Origin of the sequence: Pseudomonas sp. PONIH3 (genome assembly GCF_002934345.1) — a bacterium.
Taxonomy (GTDB): domain Bacteria; phylum Pseudomonadota; class Gammaproteobacteria; order Pseudomonadales; family Pseudomonadaceae; genus Aquipseudomonas; species Aquipseudomonas soli.
Genome location: NZ_CP026386.1, coordinates 3,126,264 through 3,143,277, shown reverse-complemented (window position 1 = coordinate 3,143,277; position 17,014 = coordinate 3,126,264). Strand labels below are relative to the sequence as shown.

Sequence of the window (17,014 nt, the reverse complement as noted above, 5' to 3'; positions counted from 1 at the left end):
CGTTATGGCCCGTGGGGTTAACAAAGTCATTCTGGTCGGTACCTGCGGTCAGGATCCCGAAGTCCGCTACCTGCCCAACGGTAACGCCGTGACCAACCTGAGCCTGGCCACCAGCGAGCAGTGGACCGACAAGCAGTCGGGCCAGAAGGTCGAGCGCACCGAGTGGCACCGTGTCTCGCTGTTCGGCAAGGTCGCCGAAATCGCCGGCGAATACCTGCGCAAGGGTTCGCAGTGCTACATCGAGGGCAAGCTGCAGACCCGCGAGTGGGAAAAGGACGGCATCAAGCGCTACACCACCGAGATCATCGTCGACATCAACGGCACCATGCAGCTGCTCGGCGGTCGTCCGCAGGGCCAGCAGGGCGGTGGCGACCAGTACAACCAGGGTGGTGGCAACAACTACAACCAGGGCGGTCAGCAGCAACAGTACAACCAGGCTCCGCGTCAGCAGGCCCAGCGCCCGCAACAAGCGCCGCAGCGCCCAGCGCCGCAACAGCCGGCTCCGCAGCCTGCCGCTGACTTCGACAGCTTCGACGACGATATTCCGTTCTGAAACCCAGCTTTTTCAGAACTGTAAACAATAAAAGCGAAGCCATTGATTTGGCTTCGCTTTTTTGTTGTTAACAGATTTTTGTGGCGTAAGGGCTACATTTGTTAAGTGTTTACCTTTCGAAGGTGTAAACAAATGGCCCTCAATTCCTACGCGGTAAAGACGCTCTTGTTGACGTCCGGGGAGCGCTTGCCGGTGCTCATTGCACTGGCCACGGGTGCTCCCCTATTCGAGCCATCTGTTTACGTGCTCAGCGAGATTCGAGCTACCAACAGAGCAAGCAATACGATTGACCAGGTCTTGCGGTCGATCATGGTACTGCAGCTATTCCTCGACTCGAGCGGGATTGATATTGAGCATCGGATCCGACAGGGCGGGGTTTTTCGTCTAAGCGAGCTCGACGAACTTGTCCGGCACTGCAGGCGGCCTGTCGCGGATCAGCTGAAGCACAGTTCACTTTGTCCTTCTCCGCAATCCATTCGTAAAACCTCCGCAGAAAGTGTGCGACTTCTTCAACGACAACCTGTTCCCGCTGAGGTGGCGGGTCATACTGTCAATGGCCATTAATTTTGACCCACTTTTGGCCAATAGAATTGACCCACTTGCTCACCGCTAACCGCCGGTTTTCTGCTTCAAACGATAGCTCTCACCTCCCAGCATAAAGATGTGTGAATGGTGGATCACGCGGTCGATGATGGGCACGGCCACGTTGTCGTCATGGAAGAACTCGCCCCAGCTGGTGAAGTCCTTGTTGGTGGTCAGGATGACCGAGCGGTACTCGTACAGGTTGTTGATTAACTGGAACAGGTTGTACCGGGCTTGGCGCGTCATCGGCAGGTAGCCCAGCTCATCGATGATCAGCACGTCGTATTTGCTCAGCTGATTAAGGCGCTTCTTCAGCTCGCCCTTCATTTCCGCCAGCTCCAGATCCTCGACCAACGCCAGAGCCGTGCGGAACAGCACCTTGTAGCCCGCCTGAACCGCCTTGTGGCCAATCCCAATGGCCAAGTGGGTCTTGCCCACACCCGGTGGTCCGATGAACACCAGGTTGTCGCGGTTGTCGATAAAGCTGAAGTCCAGCAAGGTGCTGACCTGGCGCTTGGTGATGGTGGTCTGGTGCCGGTAATCGAAGGCCTCCAGATGCTTCTCCGAGGGGAACTGCGCCTGCTTGAGGTTGCGGCTTACGCGGCTACTGGAGCGGGCGTTAAGCTCATGCTCGACCAGTGACTGGGCGAAGCTCAGGTAGGACAGTTCATTGGCTTCGGCTCTGGCCAGCAGGGTGGCCAGCTCACCCGCGGTCGCGCTGAGGCGCAGGCTTCGGTACTGCGCGATAGTGCTGTCGAGCAGGCTCATTGGGTCACCCCGTGGCCAGTCGACTGGCCAATGCGGGCATAAGCGTTCAGGTCGGCGTGACTAACCTGGCTACCGGCCTCTGGCGCATAGTCATGGTCGCCGATGATCCGGCCCCGCGCCTTGGCTTGCTGCCATGCTTCGAGGTAGCGCTTGAGCCCGGTGGCGGTCAGTTCACTGCGCTCGCACAACTCGCCGAGCAACGCCGTATCAACCGGCGCATGGGCCATGAGCAGGTCGCGTGCAGCAACCAGCTGATCCTTGTAGATACGCGGCGAAGTACGCTTGAGCAGTTGGCACAGGGTTGCCCCAAGGGCATCGGGCAGGATCGAGTCGATGCCGCGCTCCAGGTCGGTAATGCGCTGGGCATGGTCTCGGTAATGGTTGTTGTTCTTGATCATCCGGCCCTTGGCCTTGCACAGGTCATGGGTGGCTATGAGTTCACCGCTCTCCAGGTCATGGATCAGCAACTGGTTGTCCTGTGCGCTGACACCGACACGGGCTTGCTGCCAGGCCATGGGTACCGAGTACTTGTTGGCCTGCCATGAGATCAAGCCGGTCTTGTCGACCTTGCGGGTCTCCCTTGTCGGCGCCACGTGCAGCAGGTTCTGCGGGACGAGATAGGGCTTGAGCTGACTACGCTCCAGTGCCTCGAAATGCGCTCTTGGATGCTGCCCCGTCGTGCCGTGCACGCGTGCGTTGGCGACAGTCTCGAGCCAATCATTCAGGTGCTGTCGGACGGCGGCCTCGTCCTGGAAGTGCTCGCCGTAGAAGCAGTCACGCTTGACGTACTTGACCCCGGCCTCCACCTTGCCCTTGCTCTCCGGGTCATAGCCCTCGCAGGCATGGATGCGGTACCCGACGGTAGTCGCATACTGGTGGAAGCGCTGGTTCAGCGTCAGCTCACGGTACTGCTCGTTGATCACCACCATCTTGGTCTGATCGTAGATGCACTCCTCGGTGACGCCGCCGAAGTAGCGGAAGGCCTCGTCGTGCATCTGGATAAACCGTTCGGTATCCAGCGGCCGGAAGTTCAGACCGACATACATCAGCCGTGAACAGGACAGCACAAACACCACAAAATGAACGACACGCTCCAGGCCGCCAATCATGACGCCTCGCAGCTCACCGGGGTCGACCTGACACTGCACGCCAGGCACTGACTCAACGACCGGCTCGTAATAGCGCAACTGGCCACTGGCAACCTGCTGCTTGAGCGCTTGCACATAGCGGCGAATGCTCCGGTCTGACACCGCCAGCTCGGTGGTGCGCTCCCTCAGGCGACGGGCCAGCTTGACTGCGCTCAGGGCTGGAAACTGACCCAACTGATTAATCAGATAATCGCGGTGCTCGTCGAGCACCTTGGTGCGTGAAGGGTCAGCAATGGTAGCGCTGATCTGCATCTCATCCAGGTGGAGATACTTGCGTACGGTGTTCCGGGAAATCCCCAGCTCACGACTGATGGCACGGACCGACAGGCCTCGGCCCTGGTCATACAACCCCTTGATCTTGTGAATCACAACCCACTCCTTCAATGATCTGTCCCCGGCCTGTGCATAAGGCGGGTGACGCTACATGGTCGGTGGCCAATGCCACTATGGGTGGGTCAAAATTGTTGGCCAGAGGTGGGTCAGTTTAATTGGCCATTAACACATACCGCCGCTAACCGTATTCGGGTCATTCGCGACTATCTTGATTGGCTGGTGAGATACCACATGGCTCGCTATCACTTGGGTGCAACTGAGGGAGAGCGGCTTTGGAATGAATGGGCGTCATGCAAAGATGCGCTGAACGCGCGGCTGCCGCGTCATAAAGGCCGAAATACCATCGGGCAGCGTGAAGGGCTTCAGCCAGAGGTTGCGGAGCGACTTCTCAATGTTACGTCGCCAACATCGCCGGAGAACCCCTGGAAAGGGAAAGGCACATGCATTCGAAACGCTCTCCTGGTCCGCTGGTTCTATGAGCTTGGCCTGCGTCGTGGCGAGGTTTTGAACGTAAAGATTCCCGACATTAACTTTCAGTCGGAAGAGCTGACGGTTGTCAGGCGAGCAGACGATCCAGAGGATCCTCGAAAAGACCAGCCATTGGTCAAAACTCGCGATCGAAAGATTCCCTTATCCCCAGGCCTTTGCAAGCTGACGCACGAATACATAACGAACACACGCCGAGCCACTGAGGGCGCAAGACGTCACCCATTTCTGTTCATCGCCATGGGCACAGGGGCGCCTCTGTCGCTCAGTGCCTTGAATGCGATCTTCGTGAAACTTCGCAATGCCTTTAATGGCGAGTTTGATGCTGTAACTCCGCATGTTCTTCGCCACACTTGGAATGACCGTTTCTCGACGGTAATGGACAAGGCGAAGGTCTCCGAAGCTGAGGAAGAGCGCATGCGTTCATACTTGATGGGGTGGGCACCTACCTCAAAGACCTCTGTGAATTACACCCGTCGACATGTCCGACTGAAAGCTCAGCAGGTGTCCTTGGCGATGCAAAGTACGCAAGTAGAAGGTGTATCAAGTGATGACTGAACACCGAGCGATGACGTGTCAATCGTCGATTCGTTTAAGCCTGCCGACCACAGTGAGAACGCTCAGCGGAGCAGTTTTCGATCCGAATGCCAAACGTTGGACGTTCCATGATGGCCTCCAGTCAATCAATGTGAATTTCGAAAGGCTGAGCGGTTGTGCGACAGATGAGTTGATTGCGGCAGCGAAATTTCCCTTGATTTGGTATGCCGAAAACGCCCAGGCAGTAACTACTGTCAACCTGTTTGACAATTTGAGGCGATTACTTTTATCAGTATCGGCTGCACAGGGCCAGCCTGTCGGCATCATTGATGCGCCACAGCTCGCCACCTATCGAGCTTCTCTGACATGGGAAACAGAGTGGAAGCTGGGAGGCTTAAGCGCTTTTTTCAAGAAGTGGGAGAGTCTAGGCGTCCCGGGCGTAACGAAGGATGCAGTGCGCTTGCTGAAAAGCGTTCGCCTCAAAGGAAACCGCAAGGGGGTTGCAGTCCTGACGATGGACCCGCTCATGGGGCCGCTTACTGACATCGAGCGCTCTGCCACGCAAGCAGCGCTTAACGACGCCTTTGCTGCCGGGACGGTTGCACTGGATGACTATCTTCTGGCCTGGCTTTGTTTGCTCTTGGGGCAGCGAAACATCCAGTTCGCATTGTTGAAGGTATGCGATGTCAGGGAAATTGCGAAGGCTGATGGAGCTACTGAGTATGTGCTCCGCGTGCCTCGGGTTAAACAGGGGAGTGCTGCGGGGCGACGGGAACAATTCAAGGAGCGGCTGATCACCCCCGTTATTGGGAAAATGCTCATGGACTACGCGAGTAATGTTCGCGCACGATTCGGGGGCGACGACACGCTCTCTATTGGGTCATCGCAGGCGCCCCTGTTTCCTCAAAAAAAGACGACGAAGAAGGCTCGTCCGGGCTTTCATTATCACATGTCACCAGAGGGTATCGGCAAGAGAGTCAAATCGGTATTCGAAGCTCTACAGGTGTATTCGGAGCGCACTGGTTAACCCATCAAGGTTACTAGTAAACGGCTCCGCCAAACGGTGGCTACGTCCGCGGCGAGAGAGGGACATGGCGAACTCATCATCGCTGAATTGCTCGACCACAGCGATACTCAGAATGTCGGCATCTATGTAAAAGCCATGCCTGAAATTATCGAGCGGATTGATCGTGCCGTGGCGCTTCGAATGGCTCCGCTTGCTCATGCTTTTGCCGGTGTCGTCATTGGTAACGAGTCAGTGGCGATCCGGGGCGATGACCCAACGAGTCGCATTGTGGACCCCCGCTTCGATGAAACAATGAAGCCGATGGGAAACTGTGGTCGTGACGGACCGTGTGGTTTTATGGCTCCGATCGCGTGCTACACCTGTAAAAACTTCCAGGCCTGGGTGGATGGTCCTCATGAAGCGGTGTTGGACTACCTGCTGGTCGAGCGTGGCCGTCTGATCGCACAGGTGGATGCGCGCATAGCGACAGTAAATGACCGAACAATTCTTGCCGTTGCCGAGGTGGTTCAGCTCGCTCGAGAGAGACGTGAGGAGATGAAGGATGCCTGACAGCCTAGTGGTATTTACCCCCAAGGCAGAACGGGATGCTGCGGAAAACATGGGCGAGGGCGGTTGCAGGAGCTGAGTGCAACACGGTCATTGAATTGAAACTGGAGCATCATGCCGCATAGCCATGGCCTTCTGCATCACCTCGCCCATAACTTCGATTGGGCATTTGAAGTCGAAGCGCTTACGCGGACGCATGTTCAGTTGCAGTGCGATGGCATTCAGTTCTTCCTGGCTGTGTACCGACAGGTCTGTGCCTTTGGGCAGGTACTGGCGGATCAGGCCATTGATGTTTTCGTTGCTACCGCGCTGCCAAGGGCTGTGCGGGTCGCAGAAGTAGATCGCCACGCCGGTTCTTTGGGTGATCTCGGCGTGTCGCGCCATCTCCCGGCCCTGGTCGTAAGTCATGCTCTTTCGCATCTCCAGCGGCATGCCATTGAGCGCGGCGCTGAAGCCTTCCAGCGCCGAAGTCGCCGTCGCGTCGTTCATCTTTACCAGCATCAGGTAGCCACTGGTGCGTTCCACCAGCGTACCGACGGACGAGGCGTTGGCCTTACCCTTGATGAGGTCGCCTTCCCAATGCCCCGGCATCTGCCTGTCTTCAATCTCCGGCGGGCGCACATGAATACTGACCATCTCGGGGATCTGGCCGCGCCGATCCACACCACCAGAGCGCGGTCGGCGTGTCGTCTTGCTTTGCCGCAGGCAGATGATCAGCTCCTTGCGCAGTTCACCGACCGGCAGGGCATAGATCGCGTTATAGATCGTCTCGCGACAGACGTAGGCATCTCTGAGGCTGGGAATGTTCATGCTGCGCAGCTTGCCGGCAATCTGCTCGGGAGACAAACGCTCACGGAGCATATGCGCCACCAACTCGAAGCGCTCACCACCCGGCAACAGCTTTCGCTTCGGTCGACACACCTGGCGGCGAGCCTGCATCTGCTGCTGGGCCGCGTGGGCCGAGTAGCCGCCACAGACATCTCGATTGCGGCGCAGCTCCCGGCTGATGGTCGAAGGGGATCGGTTGATCAAGCAGGCAATCCTACGCAGGCTGAAGCCTTGAGTACGACCGATTTGAATGGTGGCGCGCTCTTCAACGCTGAGTTCGGTATAAGACATAGTGGCAGCACCGTACCGGAAAGGTCAGGTGTTGCACTCAGTTTTTGCCGCCGCCGAGTTTATCGCGATGAGCCGGTCTCAACTGAGTATCTTCGGTGCCGATCTTCCTTTTGACGATATTGCCTGGGACGTCACTAACACTACGCAGCAGAAGGCGCGTGGGAACCAGCGGGTCCGCATCTACTTCTCTACTCAAGAAACGGTAGACGACAGGTTGCCGGCTCAGATGGCTGAGCCGTTTGTATCCTTTGCAAAGGCTTACGTCCGCTACATGCAGGGTATGCGGCCGACGAAGAATCCTGCTTTTCGTGTCACTGCGTTACGCGCCTTAGATGCGGCTCATCGGCAGAGCGGTCGCCTGGGCCCGGTGATGATGGATGGCGACACGTTTAATCGAGCGGCGCGAGCTATCGCTGAGCGGCTTACAGGCGTTACGGCCTATCGAGTGGGTGCTCAGCTTGAGCTGATCGCTAAGTTCATGTCCGAACACCGTTTGACCGGTGTTCCACTCGCGTGGCGAAACCCTATTAAACGACCAATTGACACGACCCGTGTTGGGCCTGAGTTTGATACGCGCCGTAGCGAAAAAATGCCATCTCAAGCCGCATTGGAGGCGCTTCCCAAGGCGTTTCATATTTCGACCCAACCTAATGACGTTCTGTTCTCGTCGATTGCCGCGATTCTTTGCTCAGCGCCTGATCGTATCAATGAGGTTTTATTGCTTGCTGAGAACTGTGAGGTTCATGACAAAACGTCAAGCGGTAAAGGTGCCTATGGCCTACGATGGCAGCCCGCCAAGGGGGCCGACCCAATGGTTAAATGGGTCATTCCGTCGATGGCTCCAATTGTCGTGGAGGCCATTGCCAAAATCAGGAATTTGACTGCAGGCGCTCGACGTATTGCTCTGTGGTACGAGATAAATCCAGAAAGGCTTTATTTACCTCAGGGTTTGGAATATCTGAGGAGTCGGGAGCTTCTGACATTAGATGAGATTCAGCGAGCGATCTTGCTGGAGGAGGGGGCTCCCTCATTTGCGAGGCTATGGTGCTCCGCAAATAACGTGTTATTGATTAAGAGAGATAGCCGTGTGTACGCGCGATTTGCTGATGTCGAAAGAGCAGCAATAGCGCTTCTGCCGGCCGGATTTCCGCTGTTAAACGCGGAGGTGGGCATTAAGTTCTCGGAGGCGCTCATTGTAGTACGGCGTAATGAGCTGCACTCTGCAAAAGGTACATTTGGCTGTGTCATTGAGCCGGTCAACATCAACCAGGTCAATACAGCACTCGGAACGAGAAGCAAGCATGGTGTTGAGTCGATATTTGATCGCCTTGGTCTCACTGAACCAGACGGTAGTCGAATTCGAGTATCTACCCATCAGTTCCGTCACTACCTGAACACCCTGGCTCAGATAGGGGGGATGAGTCAGTTGGACATTGCGAAGTGGTCGGGTCGCCTGGATGTCCGTCAAAACGAGGCGTATGACCACGTGACCGCAGATCAAATGGTGGCGAAGATTCGTGAGTCCATTGGTGACCAGACTCTGATGTTTGGCCCCCTGGCAAAGCTGCCAAAGAATATCCCGATTTCACGAGATGAGTTTGCACGGCTCAAGATTCCGACGGCCCATACAACTGATTTCGGCTTCTGTGTGCATGATTATACGATGACGCCATGTGAACGGCATGCGGACTGCGTCAACTGCAATGAGCATGTATGCGTGAAGGGTGATAAAGGCAAGGCCATGATGGTGAAGCACCGGCTACAGGACGCGCAAGAATTGCTGGAGCGTGCTGAAGCTGCGACCGCGAAAGGCTACTACGGAGCGGATCGATGGATGGATCACCACAAGAAAACGGTTCTACGTCTGACACAGCTTACAGAGATTCTCGATAACCCAGCGGTTCCAGTCGGCGCTGTAATTCAGTTGGCTGATGTTCCCGTTGTCTCATGGGGGGAGCACGCTTTAGAGGATGGGGTTGCACTGGACGGGCGTTCGGCGAAAACCCACTTGGAGGCTTCGCCCCCCCGCCACTTGAAAGGAATAGACAATGGCAATGACTAAAGGGCGAGCAAAGAACCTCAATGAAGATGCCATTGGAGTCATCGTCGCCATATTGGATGGGTGGTCAGGCAAGCTCACCTGGGATCTCTTAATTGACATGATTGAGAGGCGCCTACTTGTTCGTTATACACGCCAGGCACTGGACAAGCGAGCTCGTGTAAAAATGGCTTATCAAGTCGCTAAGCAGCGAGTTGGTGGCGAGTCTAGTTATAAGGCTGGTCAAAAACCATCTGCTGTAGAAGCCGGGGTGTTAAGTCAGCGAGTTAGTCGGCTAGAGGCAGAAAATAGTCGATTAAAGATTGAAAATGAGCGGCTGCTCGAGCAGTTCGTTACGTGGGGCTATAATGCGTATCTAAAGGGTTTAACAAAAGAATACCTGAATACTCCGCTTCCTCGAGTAGACCGAGAGGTAACTAAGGTTGCGCGGCATAAATAGGTTTTGGCTGAGGTGGAGGGAGTTTCGGATGCTTCGGCTGCTGGCGTAGTGAACATATATCTTACAAATTGAGGGGTGCCCTATGAGTAATGCTCATATGCTCAAACGTTTTCAGGAAGAAGTCATGAAGCAAGGTTGTGACGCTACGTTGCCCTCAAATTTGAATGATTTTTGGATTGATGAGCTCCAGAGGAGTTTGGAGCAGCTGTTTGAAGGTCTCGACGATGCAGATGACTCTGACAGTAATGGCTGCATGTCCCTGCCGCTGGTAGCTATTATTCATATCCTGTTTGCCAAAAATGAAGGCTTGGTCGTAGAGGAGTCGATGGAGGATATGTTCAGGTATTTTGAAGATTATAGAATTGAGTTGGCTTTAGAGGTGGTTCGAAGGAAAACATGTGTGCAAGCTGAGCCGGCCACCATTAAAAATATTTTCACTAATCGACAGGTTCGTATTAATAGCTAGGTTAAGTTGGGGTTTGGGGGCAATGATTAAAAAACCATATGCCGGCTGATCAAGTTAGTTTTCGTGAGCCTTGCTCTGCTGATAAAAAGCCTGCGGCACGACCTCGCTCAGCCTGATAAGAGGCGGAACCTTCTATGTTGCCTGGGGCGTTATCGTCCCAGGCAAATATTGTCTTGCCCTGCATCTCTGGTCATAGTTTGCATGTTTACGCGCGCACATGTTCAGGTGATCTTGGTCGGGGATGCGATGGCAGTCAGGGATGCTGTTGAGCGGGCGCCAAAAGCTTTTTCACGTAAGGCTGCTCTCAGGAAGCTGGTGGATGCTGGATAGTCCATGGGCACCTAATAGGCGCGTTATTGCCGCTTTTGCGATGGAGGCGGAGCCTGCAGTGTCTCGCGGGTCGCTTCCACTGGTTTGCCAGCTTCCATGTAAGATTCGATGGCTTTTTTTGCACCGCCTTCCACTCCACCGCCACCTTGGAAGGCCGAGTAAAGTGCGAAGATGCCATAGAATGTGAGGGCAACGAGTACGGAGCAGACGCCACCCACCAGGTGGTTGCCTAGCTTGGCGCTGAAGGTGGGATTCAGGCGGTTGATTGAGGCGACCATCTCGCTTTGCTGGATGCCCTCCCGCATCTCATTGCCACACTGTTCCAGCGTCAGGTCAACGATGTTTTTGAACATCTGTTCTGCTTCGTTTTTGTACATGGTCACTTGCGTGGCAGTACATGCGAATTTCTTGAACGACTCGAAGTCTTCGCCTGGATGAGCATTCATCCATTCGATCTTGTGCCGTTTGTACAATGAGTAAGATAACAACCCGAGGAAGTCGTCATTTGACTCCACTAGGTTGTTGAAAACATCGTTTTGGATTGAGCGAGAGCCCGCTCCCGCCTCTGCCCGAGAACCAGGTGTGGCGGACGGGGAAATGGGCGATACGTTCGATGCTTCGGTAGGTTCTGAAGACAAGGTGCTGGCAGCCAGATCAGCGCGCCAGGCGCTCATATGCCTTCTTCATGATCGAATTGATCACTTCCTTCGACATGTTGGAGGTGCGCGCAGTTACCTTCTTCGACGAAAACGAAGAAAGCATCTTGTTGCTTTCTTTGATCATCGCGATCGAAACCTTGGGCATAGACACCTCCATATGCAGATTAGGCACCTTAGGGAAAGACTAGGTGCCTTTGACCATTTTTGATCAACCATCGTTAGGTTGTCAATTCCATGGCCTGCCTGCTTGTAGGCCTCTGCGACAGCAGACTTGATTATGGAGAATTTTAGGGAGCCAGCTAACCTTGATTGCATTGGGCCACTTTTTTCAGGTGATTGATGCGCGTTGAGCAGTTGAAGGTCAAGAATTTCAGGGGCATCAAGCATCTCGAATGGAACCTGATGGAGCAGTCAATCTGCTGTCTGATCGGCGTAGGCGACAGTGCCAAGACCACCGTTCTGGATGCAGTTGAGGCAGCGCTTTCCCCACGGTGGATGACCTTCAATGAGTCTGACTTCCACCATGCCAATACGGCTGAGGGCATCGAGGTCGAAGTCACAATCGGCGAGTTGTCGCGTGCGCTGCTTTCAGATGGTCGATTCGGCCTGTATCTGCGCGGCCTTTCTCAAGGTGGCCAACTGAACGATGAGCCTGAAGACGCCGATGAGCCTGTTCTCACAGTGAGGCTTTCTGTAGACGCAACTATGGAGCCGGTGTGGTCTTTGGTCTGCGATAGGTACCCGGTTCCGAGGGTGCTGTCGAATAGAGATAGGGCAATGTTCTGTCTTGTCCGCCTCGCAGGGGACGAGGCGCGGCATCTCACCTGGGCTCAGGGCTCAGTCCTCTCTAAAATGACTGAGGCGAACGATGAGACCGCGCAGATGTTGGCTCATGCCTATCGCTCCGCTAGACAAAGTGCCAATTTGAGTTCTATTCCTGAGCTAGCACAAGCGGCTGCCTCTGCGGAAACTGCTGCGCGGGCTTTGGGGGCCTACGTCAATCAGAATTACGGCCCTGATCTTGAACTGGGACGTGGGGGGTTCAGTTCCGGATCTATCGCACTGCATGATGGTTCCGTACCGTTGCGTTTGGCAGGGCTCGGAACCAGGCGCTTGGCCACCCTGGCAGTGCAGCGCTCAGCCATCAATGAAGGGGCAATTGTGCTGGTCGACGAGCTGGAGCAAGGACTTGAGCCTCATCGAGTCCTCGGGGCCATGGCGCAGCTGAAGAAATGGCAAAAAGAGGCGGAAAAAACTCAGCTCGCGATAGGTCAGATCTTGATGACCACGCACTCGGACGTTGTTCTGGCTGAGTTGCCACCGCCCTCGCTATTCATCGTATCTCGATCGCCGACAGCTATCACTGATATCAAGCATGCCTCTTCAAGCGGGGATGTTTCCCGCGTTCTGAAGGGCGCTCCACGAGCACTATTCGCCCGCCGAATCCTTCTTTGCGAGGGGGCAACAGAATTGGGGTTGATGCTCGGTATACGAGAGCATTACCCAGATCAGCACGATGGCGTACCTATTGAGCAGTTAGGTGCCGCCATCATTGATGGTGGCGGATCAGCGGGGCCGCCTCTAGCTCTAGCTCTACGAGCTCTTGGGTATCAAGTTGGCCTGTTCCGGGATTCCGATCGTAAGTTGGAAGCTCATTTTGTCACCAAACTCAAATCCCAGGGTGTGCGCGTCATTGAGTACGGTGGGGATTTGAATACCGAGAGGGCGGTTTTTCTATCAGCTTCGAACGACCAGGTTGATGGCCTGCTGGATTTGGTCGCAGGATTTGTGAGCGAGCCGACGCTCAATGATCACCTTGCGAAAGAGTTTCCGGAGGTGGATACCTCGGAAAGCTTCAACGACTGGGGGTTGGTGAGTGATCACGCCGAATTTCGTAAGCGTATGAGTGATCTGGCCGCAGCAAAAAGCTGGCTCAAGAATGCCGAGCGGGGTCGGGCAATATCCTTCCTGGTTACGAAAATAGTGGCCTGCGCGCCAGCAGCCCCTCTAGGGGTTTGCCTCAACTCTGTCGAGCAGTGGCTATATGGTGACGCCTGAGTCGATTTTGGCCCTGAGCCGAAGGGCTGTAGTTGCTCCAGCCGGCCATGGGAAGACGGAGCTGATAGCCAAGGTCGCTGGGCTAGGCCGCAGGACTTTGGTGCTCACCCATACGCATGCGGGCGTGCATGCTATTAGGTCACGCCTGAAACGAATGCATGTGCCCAGTGAGTCGGTGGTGGTGGATACCATCGCTTCGTGGGCGCGGAGATATGTACAGGCCTTTCCGAGTCGCTCAGGGAGGCAGGCGCTTCATCCCACCAAGCCCAACTGGGACGATGTTTATCTCGGTGCTGTATCAATCCTGCAAAGCCCTGTGGTTCAGGAGGTAATCAAGGCCTCCTACGACCGAGTACTGATCGACGAATACCAAGATTGCGAGCAATATCAGCATTCCATTGCCATGTGGCTCTCATGCATCGTCCCTACCGTGGTGTTTGGGGATCCGATGCAGGGGATTTTTGAGTTTGTTGAGACCAAAATTTCCTGGAACACCACTGTTGCAACCAGTTTTACTCCAGCATTCGATCTCGTAGTGCCTCACCGCTGGGCGAGCGCGAATACGGAGCTAGGGCGATGGATTGCTGAGACTCGGCAGAAGCTCATGGTCGGTCACCCGATTGACCTTCGAGACGGGCCTATCACCTACATCCAGAGCAATGATGCTTTTGACATGTCATTGTTCTTCGATGGGTTCGAATCTAGATCTGGTACCACAGCGGCGATTAATTGTTGGCGTAAGACATGTGATCAACTGGCCAAAAGTACCAAAGGTGCCTTTCAAGCGATCGAAGAGATTGCTGCACGGCGTCTGATGGACTTCGCAGATATCTGGGATATGCCGGAATCAACACCCCAGGCACGTGCTGATGCGCTGAGGTCGTTGGTCGATGACGCGATTACCCGCGCGGCCCCCAGCCCTGAGAAACACTCTGATCCAGTGCTCGACGTCGAGACCTATGCCGCATGGGCAAAGCTCTCGGTCGACGGCTCCGCAATGAACGCTTTGGACGTTCTGACGTTGGAAAGGAGCCATCCTCTCTCAAGGACATTTCGTGGCGAACTCATTGCCGACACGAGGCGTGCTTTGAATGAGCTTGTCGAAGGACGGCATCATAGCTTGGTTACGGCCTCTGAAGCTGTTAGGCAGCGCCTGAGCCTGACGGGCAGGGCTCCAGTGGCCAGAACTATCTCAACCCCTCTGCTCTTGAAAGGGTTGGAGTTTGACCACGTGCTGATTCCTGACGCTGCGCATTACACCAAGCAGAGATTTGCCGCTGCGAAACTGTTCTACGTGGCTATTTCTAGGGCCAGGCACTCTCTTACGATATCCAGCAAATCGCCGATCTTGGAGTTCCCGGTTCCTAATCTCTAATTCGCTTTACTGCAGTGCGTATCACTTGCGGAGGGCGACCGCTCACCGAGGGAGTTCAGGCGCTTGGTAGCCGCATCAATTTAACGGGGGGTCGTGTAGGGGCAAGTCCAAGTATCGTGTGGCTCGGAGAGGTTATAAAGGTTGAGTGCCTCTGAGATTAGGTCCTCACGGATGATGCGACACTCATGATTTTCGGCTCCTTGGATGCATCTGAGGGATAACGTACTCCGCCTGCGAGCATGGCTATCCTGAGGGTAGAAAGCACTAATAGGAAGCCTTGAAGCTGATCGGGGCTCGATTTTTGCGGGGGGGGAGCAGCCCTTTTCGCTATGGCTCGAAGGACCGCTCGAAGGGTGCAGATGCTGCTATGATGGCCATACGCCTGTACGATGGCTGACTTCTGTAGGGATGCGTGATGGCCGAAACAGTAAACATTGGCGAAATTGCCGAAAAATTAGTTGATGATATTTTTTCCTACTTTTTTTGGGAAATAAAACCTCGGACCAATGAGAATTTTGACTGCCATTGCCCGCATCATCAAACACCTAGTGGGGATGCTAAGACTCAACATCCCTGCGATCTGATTTTTCACTATCAAGATCCGTATTTGGGGTCCACAATCTACCTGCATACAGATTTAAAAAGCTATGCAAAGGACTCCATAACAAAAAGTAAAATAAGAGATGCCTTTAAGTCTCTTGGAATGACTATTGAGTGCGCAAGGCAGTCGCAATCTTGGTGCGAAACCTTCAGCATAGACACCTCCGAGGAGTACGAGGTTCGCGGTCTCCTATTCGTGCACAATCACGATCATGAATACAGAGCGACTTTTTCAAGCCTGATTGAGAAAGTAGGTTTCGACTCAATTCCTATTCCCGAAAATGTATGTCTCCATTGGCTGGGGCCTGATGACATTTTGCGGATGGTGAGTATTGGGAACGATATTATGCGTTTGATTGCGCAGAAGAAGATATCCTCAGAATATTCTTTCTACTATCCCGATCTGGTTATGAGGCATCGCCAAGGCGATGTGTGGGCACAGCCTGCAACGGTTGAGGCACTCACCAGCCCTTACGTGATTATTCAGCACAAGGGGGCTGAAGATAATCCACAAGTTGGCTATGTGGTTTATTATAACCGCACGGGGGCATCATCTGCGGAGTTTGAGTATTTTCTGGATAGCTTGTCTCGCTATCAGATGCTCGAATCAAACAAGACGGTGCAGGTGCGTGTAACGGCCCGTGACCCCCATAAAAATCTAGTTGCAAATTTTAATGCGGCGAAAGAAAAGTACGCAAGGGTATGGGGATTCGATCCTATCCGGGAGCAAGTGCTGGGTGACGTTAAAATAACCACTATTCCCGCAATGGTTGATGGTTACAGTCCTGGGTGGATGGGGTGGAGAGAATGAAAAAAAATAGAAGTTATGGTCCAGCCCTATACTTCGCCTCGGACAAGAATGTCTTTGATGCACTGGTGCAGAAGCATAAGGTTGACTCGGCTACAATCGCTCAGCTCTTTAGAAATCGAAACACGATTGTTTCTAAAAAGACCGAGCGAGATGACCTGGCAGAGCATTTTTCCAGGCTTACACACGACTACTATGATCATAAGATTATTTCTTCAAAGCTCGGTGTTGCTCCGCGTCGCGAGCGAGCTACTACAGTAGAGCTGGTGGGCGACGTAAAACCGGAGTCAGTGCAGGCTGCGGTTGAGGAGCTAAAGAAACAGATTCTTAAGGTCGGGGATGTTGCAAAAGTCACTCGAAATGGGGACGATTTTATCTTAGAGGTTCAGTACTCTAGGTATGATTATAAAAAATCTGAGTTCTCCCAGTTGATTGTTAAAGATGCGGTGATAAATATCCGCAAGACCGACCTCGGCTACACAATCGTGGCGCCTCAAAACGAATTTGTTAACGGGCTACGAGATGATTTAGCCAATGGGGTCGAGGCCAAGTCGGACCAGCCTGTTGAGAAATTTACTGTATCGCTTTTCCACGTCCCATTGCCGAAGAGTCGTACGGAATTTTTCATCGAATTGATGAGTAAGATGAATGGATTCTCTCGCAGGGATGTAACGGATGTATATGTGTATAAGCCGAAACCGGCAAAGGACTCAGATGAGGATTTGTCTTCGGATGATGATGAAACTCATATTGAGAAGGTGCTTCTACGCGGAAACGGAGTGACCAGATCTTCCATTCTCCAGGATCTGGTTGGTGCAGACGATTATTATATCGTCAAAATTTGTTGGTTGGCCAAGCGCGTGATGGGGAATGGTGATGTTTATAAAATGGAGGCGTCGTTTGCAGACCCTAGGAACTGTGAAGGCTTCTCTGTTTTGTTAAAAACGGTCTACCCTAATACGGATAATAAGTTCACTAAATATCGTCCCCCTATGGCACTCGAGATTGAAGAGCTAACTAGGGTCGTCGAGGCAGCTGCCAAATCAATTGTACAGACGCATACGGGCTCAAAGTGAGGCGCTATGTTAGCTAGGTACAAATGGTATACGATTAGATTCCCT

15 protein-coding genes and 2 pseudogenes are annotated in these 17,014 nt (G+C 53.9%); 12 read left to right on the top strand and 5 right to left on the bottom strand.

All coding sequences use genetic code 11. The features are described from left to right. Nucleotides 1–4 precede the first annotated feature (4 nt). A complete protein-coding gene (locus C3F42_RS14550; RefSeq protein ID WP_023629920.1) occupies nt 5–553 on the top strand; it encodes a single-stranded DNA-binding protein in 549 nt (182 codons plus the stop codon). A 132-nt stretch (nt 554–685) separates the two neighbouring features. Then, nucleotides 686–1,102 (top strand): annotated as a pseudogene (locus C3F42_RS14545) (site-specific integrase); the annotation flags it as partial. 60 nt (nt 1,103–1,162) lie between these two features. Here the strand turns inward: C3F42_RS14545 and istB are convergent. Together istB and istA are read right to left on the bottom strand one after the other, a co-directional pair. Further along, nucleotides 1,163–1,903, bottom strand: a complete 741-nt coding sequence (istB, locus tag C3F42_RS14540) for an IS21-like element helper ATPase IstB (protein WP_064491510.1) — start codon at nt 1,901–1,903, stop codon at nt 1,163–1,165. Continuing rightward, complete coding sequence (gene istA / locus C3F42_RS14535; RefSeq protein WP_081273177.1) at nt 1,900–3,420, bottom strand: IS21 family transposase; 1,521 nt, start codon at nt 3,418–3,420, stop codon at nt 1,900–1,902. The genes istB and istA overlap by 4 nt, the downstream gene beginning before the upstream one ends. A 132-nt stretch (nt 3,421–3,552) precedes the next feature. On the opposite strand from istA, the pseudogene C3F42_RS14530 reads away from it, so the two are divergent. The 3 genes and pseudogenes from C3F42_RS14530 to C3F42_RS29930 all read left to right on the top strand — a co-directional run. Continuing rightward, a pseudogene (locus C3F42_RS14530) lies at nt 3,553–4,428 on the top strand (tyrosine-type recombinase/integrase); the annotation flags it as partial. Continuing rightward, nucleotides 4,421–5,434 carry a hypothetical protein gene (locus tag C3F42_RS29935; RefSeq protein WP_256586307.1) on the top strand — a complete coding sequence of 338 codons (1,014 nt, stop codon included), beginning with the start codon at nt 4,421–4,423 and terminating at the stop codon, nt 5,432–5,434. The pseudogene C3F42_RS14530 and the gene C3F42_RS29935, both read left to right, overlap by 8 nt. Before the next feature lie 36 nt (nt 5,435–5,470). Beyond that, nucleotides 5,471–5,983: a hypothetical protein gene (locus C3F42_RS29930; RefSeq protein WP_256586306.1), complete on the top strand. Its 513-nt coding sequence runs from the start codon at nt 5,471–5,473 to the stop codon at nt 5,981–5,983. 87 nt (nt 5,984–6,070) lie between these two features. Here C3F42_RS29930 and C3F42_RS14520 read toward each other — a convergent pair whose 3' ends face one another. After that, nucleotides 6,071–7,099: an IS30 family transposase gene (locus tag C3F42_RS14520; RefSeq protein ID WP_100774681.1), complete on the bottom strand. Its 1,029-nt coding sequence runs from the start codon at nt 7,097–7,099 to the stop codon at nt 6,071–6,073. 28 nt (nt 7,100–7,127) lie between these two features. On the opposite strand from C3F42_RS14520, the gene C3F42_RS14515 reads away from it, so the two are divergent. The 3 genes from C3F42_RS14515 to C3F42_RS14505 all read left to right on the top strand — a co-directional run bounded on the left by C3F42_RS14515 (nt 7,128) and on the right by C3F42_RS14505 (nt 10,063). Then, nucleotides 7,128–9,161, top strand: coding sequence for an integrase (locus tag C3F42_RS14515; protein WP_256586305.1), 2,034 nt, complete (start codon nt 7,128–7,130; stop codon nt 9,159–9,161). Next, nucleotides 9,148–9,597: a hypothetical protein gene (locus C3F42_RS14510; protein ID WP_104444572.1), complete on the top strand. Its 450-nt coding sequence runs from the start codon at nt 9,148–9,150 to the stop codon at nt 9,595–9,597. Before C3F42_RS14515 ends, C3F42_RS14510 begins: the two co-directional genes overlap by 14 nt. Nucleotides 9,598–9,679: 82 nt before the next feature. Next, nucleotides 9,680–10,063 (top strand): hypothetical protein, encoded by a 384-nt coding sequence (locus C3F42_RS14505; protein WP_104444571.1) that lies wholly within the window; start codon nt 9,680–9,682, stop codon nt 10,061–10,063. Nucleotides 10,064–10,416: 353 nt separating this feature from the next. Here the strand turns inward: C3F42_RS14505 and C3F42_RS29380 are convergent, their stop codons facing one another. Both C3F42_RS29380 and C3F42_RS29375 read right to left on the bottom strand, forming a co-directional pair. Then, complete coding sequence (locus C3F42_RS29380) at nt 10,417–11,067, bottom strand: hypothetical protein (RefSeq protein WP_158659570.1); 651 nt, start codon at nt 11,065–11,067, stop codon at nt 10,417–10,419. Then, the gene (locus C3F42_RS29375) at nt 11,048–11,197 is read right to left on the bottom strand and encodes a hypothetical protein (protein WP_158659569.1); all 150 of its coding nucleotides are present in this window, start codon (nt 11,195–11,197) and stop codon (nt 11,048–11,050) included. Before C3F42_RS29375 ends, C3F42_RS29380 begins: the two co-directional genes overlap by 20 nt. Before the next feature lie 194 nt (nt 11,198–11,391). Between C3F42_RS29375 and C3F42_RS14495 the strand changes: the two genes are divergently transcribed. The 4 genes from C3F42_RS14495 (at nt 11,392) to C3F42_RS14480 (ending at nt 16,969) form a co-directional block, all read left to right on the top strand. Further along, nucleotides 11,392–13,110 (top strand): ATP-dependent endonuclease, encoded by a 1,719-nt coding sequence (locus C3F42_RS14495; protein WP_104444569.1) that lies wholly within the window; start codon nt 11,392–11,394, stop codon nt 13,108–13,110. 100 nt (nt 13,111–13,210) lie between these two features. Then, the gene (locus C3F42_RS14490) at nt 13,211–14,485 is read left to right on the top strand and encodes a UvrD-helicase domain-containing protein (RefSeq protein WP_371920587.1); all 1,275 of its coding nucleotides are present in this window, start codon (nt 13,211–13,213) and stop codon (nt 14,483–14,485) included. 415 nt (nt 14,486–14,900) lie between these two features. Further along, on the top strand, nt 14,901–15,896 hold the full coding sequence (locus tag C3F42_RS14485) for a hypothetical protein (protein WP_104444567.1): 996 nt from the start codon (nt 14,901–14,903) through the stop codon (nt 15,894–15,896). Then, on the top strand, nt 15,893–16,969 hold the full coding sequence (locus C3F42_RS14480) for a hypothetical protein (RefSeq protein ID WP_218277426.1): 1,077 nt from the start codon (nt 15,893–15,895) through the stop codon (nt 16,967–16,969). The genes C3F42_RS14485 and C3F42_RS14480 overlap by 4 nt, the downstream gene beginning before the upstream one ends. Nucleotides 16,970–17,014 lie beyond the last annotated feature (45 nt).